Here is a 2,530-nt window from a genome sequence, read left to right on the forward strand (position 1 = left end):
GGTTGTTTTTGAGTCCTTCCTTAGGCGCGCCGGCACGTCGTTGAAGGTTGCCCGCCGGGGTCGATGCGCGCCTTAACCCGACGTTCGGCGCCGCGCCGAGCTCGGATGTCGGATTACGCTGCGCTAATCCGACCTACATTGCCGACGGAGTCCCGAGACCATGCGTGAATTTTGGCTGACCGCCCAAACCGATCTCCTCGAGTCGTTTCGGGCCAAATGGTTCGTCGCCTACACGCTCGTGTTCGGCGGGCTGGTGGTCTTGCTGTTCGCCTTCGGGCTGACCGAATCGCGGATCATGGGCTTTACCGGGCTGTCCCGCCTGATGGTGACCTACATCCAGCTCGCCATGGCCATCCTGCCGGTCTTCGTGCTCATCACCACGGTCCGCTCGGTGGCCGGAGATCGCGAGGCCGGCGTCTACGAATACCTGCTCTCGCTGCCCATCGGGCTGGCACCCTGGTACTGGGGCAAGCTTGCAGGGCGCTTCCTGGTCGTCTTCCTGCCCGTGTTCCTCGCGATGGTCGGCGCGATTCTCTGGGGCTCGGTCAAAGGGGCCGAGGTGCCCTGGGTACTCTTCATCTGGTACACCGCGCTCCTGATGGCGCTCGCCTGGTGCTTCCTGGGCATCGGGATGCTGCTCTCGACCCTCAGCCGTTCGGCCGATGTGGCCCAAGCGTCCGCCTTCGTGGTCTGGCTCACGCTCCTGCTGTTCCTGGATCTCATCCTGCTCGGCACCCTGATCCGCAATCAGATCCCGCCCGAGACGGTCGTCGGCATCGCCTTGGCCAACCCCATGCAGGTCTTCCGCACCGCGGCGATGCTCCTGCTCGACTCGCAGTTGGTGATGCTCGGCCCATCCGCCTACGTCATCCTCGACAACTTCGGGCAGGCGGGGTACATGGCCTATGCCATTGTCTATCCGATGCTGGTCGGCACCGCGTGTGCCTTCGGCGGCTATCTCCTCTTCCGCCGAGGGGACTTACCCTAAAACCCCATCAGGCACTGGACTCGAGCGGGCGCGGCGGGATGTCGTCCCGACACCCGCCGAGCGCACGTCAATTGACCGAGGCGAACTGCAAAGGCGCACCGGAGCGATCGAAGGCCAGATAGGTGCCGACCTGCCCGATCCGCACGGACTCGACCATCCGATCGAGCGCCGCCTCCACCGCGAGCGGGGTCGGCTCGCGATTCGCGACCCCCGGCAACGCGGCCACGAAGAACACCGCCCAGTCGTCGATATTTCCGTCGGCCTCCTCCACAAAGGTCGAAAAACCGCCGATCTCATGCGGCGCCTTGTCCACGCAAACGACCGGGGCCAGATGCCCGCCTTGGCCGGCCTTGTAGTGCTCCGCCTGCTCGGGCGTATGGCCCTCCGGAAGCTCGTTGCGCGTGAACACGAACAGCAATTGCTGGGGCTCGGGCTGCCGCCGAGCCAGGTGCAGAAAATCGTCGAATGACGCCAGCTCGATATTTTTCATCGTTGTTGTGATGACCTCGCCTCTTTGGTGGTACTCGATCTGATGCTGTCGATCGGCCATCCGGCGACTGACTCAAGCCAAAGACTCGGCGCGCATCAGTCTGTTGCGCACGAATAACCAACCGCAGAAGTCAGAGTATCGACCTCGAGACCAACAGCGTCAATTCACCCCGAAGGCTGATCCGGATCCGACGTCATCACGCCATCACGCCATCACCAGATAGTCGTATGCCCCTGGACCACAGCGACTCTCCAGCTGCTTGACGATGCGCCGCTGCATCGCCGATGTGTCGTTCGGCCCGGCGACATAGAAGGGTTTGCCGTCCTTCCCGAAGGTGAAGGACATCGGGCAGGCGCCGGCATCGATGTCGCCGAAGATCAACCGAGCAATGCGATAATCCGCGTGCGGCTCGAAGCCGAGGTCCTTGGCATAGGCCAACGCCTCTTCGACCAGCTTGCGCGCACAGCTCGGATGCCGGGCCTCGCCCGACTCCGTCGGATTCCCTCGGATGCGGGCCAGGACGGTCGGATACTCGGCCGCATCGACAATCTTGTACAAGACGTTTTTGACGCCTAGACAAAACACATCCACCAGGATCCCGGCTACGGCATAGCGCCCGTCCGGAAGACTCCGGCTCACCCAGACGGTGCCGATGCCCAGCTCGAAGAGGTTCGACGGGACAAAGATATCCGCGATCGGCGCCCGGCCCACGTTGGCCCAGACGCGCGCCGCCGACAGGGCGCCCGGTAGCCCTGAAGACGCCGGTTTGGTTTGCCTGCGTTTCAGCTCACGTTTGGCCCGCTTCTTCTGCAATGCCTTTTGATCGAGCGCCATAGATGGTCCTCGTGGTTTTTCGTTGATGGATGATTCGCCGGATCGTTCTACATGATGGGCGTTGCAGCGTATGCGCCGGATCCTCTCAGCCGCACCGCGGGTAGTTTCGCCGTCATCGCCCTCATAATGTGCCTCCAGCTCCGGATTCAACGCAGACGCGGCCTCGAAGTACGCCGCGCACAAGGCGCAGGATCCGTGTACCGACCGGGCATCAGGAC

The 2,530-nt window shown here is 63.2% G+C and carries 3 protein-coding genes; 1 reads left to right on the top strand and 2 read right to left on the bottom strand.

Going from position 1 to position 2,530, the window contains the following annotated elements:
• Window positions 1-160 precede the first annotated feature (160 nt).
• A complete protein-coding gene (locus GPT33_RS16015; RefSeq protein WP_296810812.1) occupies window positions 161-988 on the top strand; it encodes an ABC transporter permease subunit in 828 nt (275 codons plus the stop codon).
• 67 nt (window positions 989-1,055) lie between these two features.
• On the opposite strand, the gene GPT33_RS16020 is transcribed toward GPT33_RS16015, so the two are convergent.
• Window positions 1,056-1,478, bottom strand: coding sequence for a hypothetical protein (locus tag GPT33_RS16020; RefSeq protein WP_296810814.1), 423 nt, complete (start codon window positions 1,476-1,478; stop codon window positions 1,056-1,058).
• 204 nt (window positions 1,479-1,682) lie between these two features.
• Complete coding sequence (locus GPT33_RS16025) at window positions 1,683-2,312, bottom strand: hypothetical protein (protein ID WP_296810817.1); 630 nt, start codon at window positions 2,310-2,312, stop codon at window positions 1,683-1,685.
• Between the last annotated feature and the right edge of the window lie 218 nt (window positions 2,313-2,530).

The sequence above is a fragment of the Thiocapsa sp. genome, from assembly GCF_011390875.1.
GTDB lineage: Bacteria > Pseudomonadota > Gammaproteobacteria > Chromatiales > Chromatiaceae > Thiocapsa.

Coding starts and splice junctions, on each gene's coding strand:
- GPT33_RS16015 (WP_296810812.1), top strand. CDS start 161: ATGCGTGAATTTTGGCTGACCGCCCAAACCGATCTCCTCGAGTCGTTT.
- GPT33_RS16025 (WP_296810817.1), bottom strand. CDS start 2,312: ATGGCGCTCGATCAAAAGGCATTGCAGAAGAAGCGGGCCAAACGTGAG.
- GPT33_RS16020 (WP_296810814.1), bottom strand. CDS start 1,478: ATGAAAAATATCGAGCTGGCGTCATTCGACGATTTTCTGCACCTGGCT.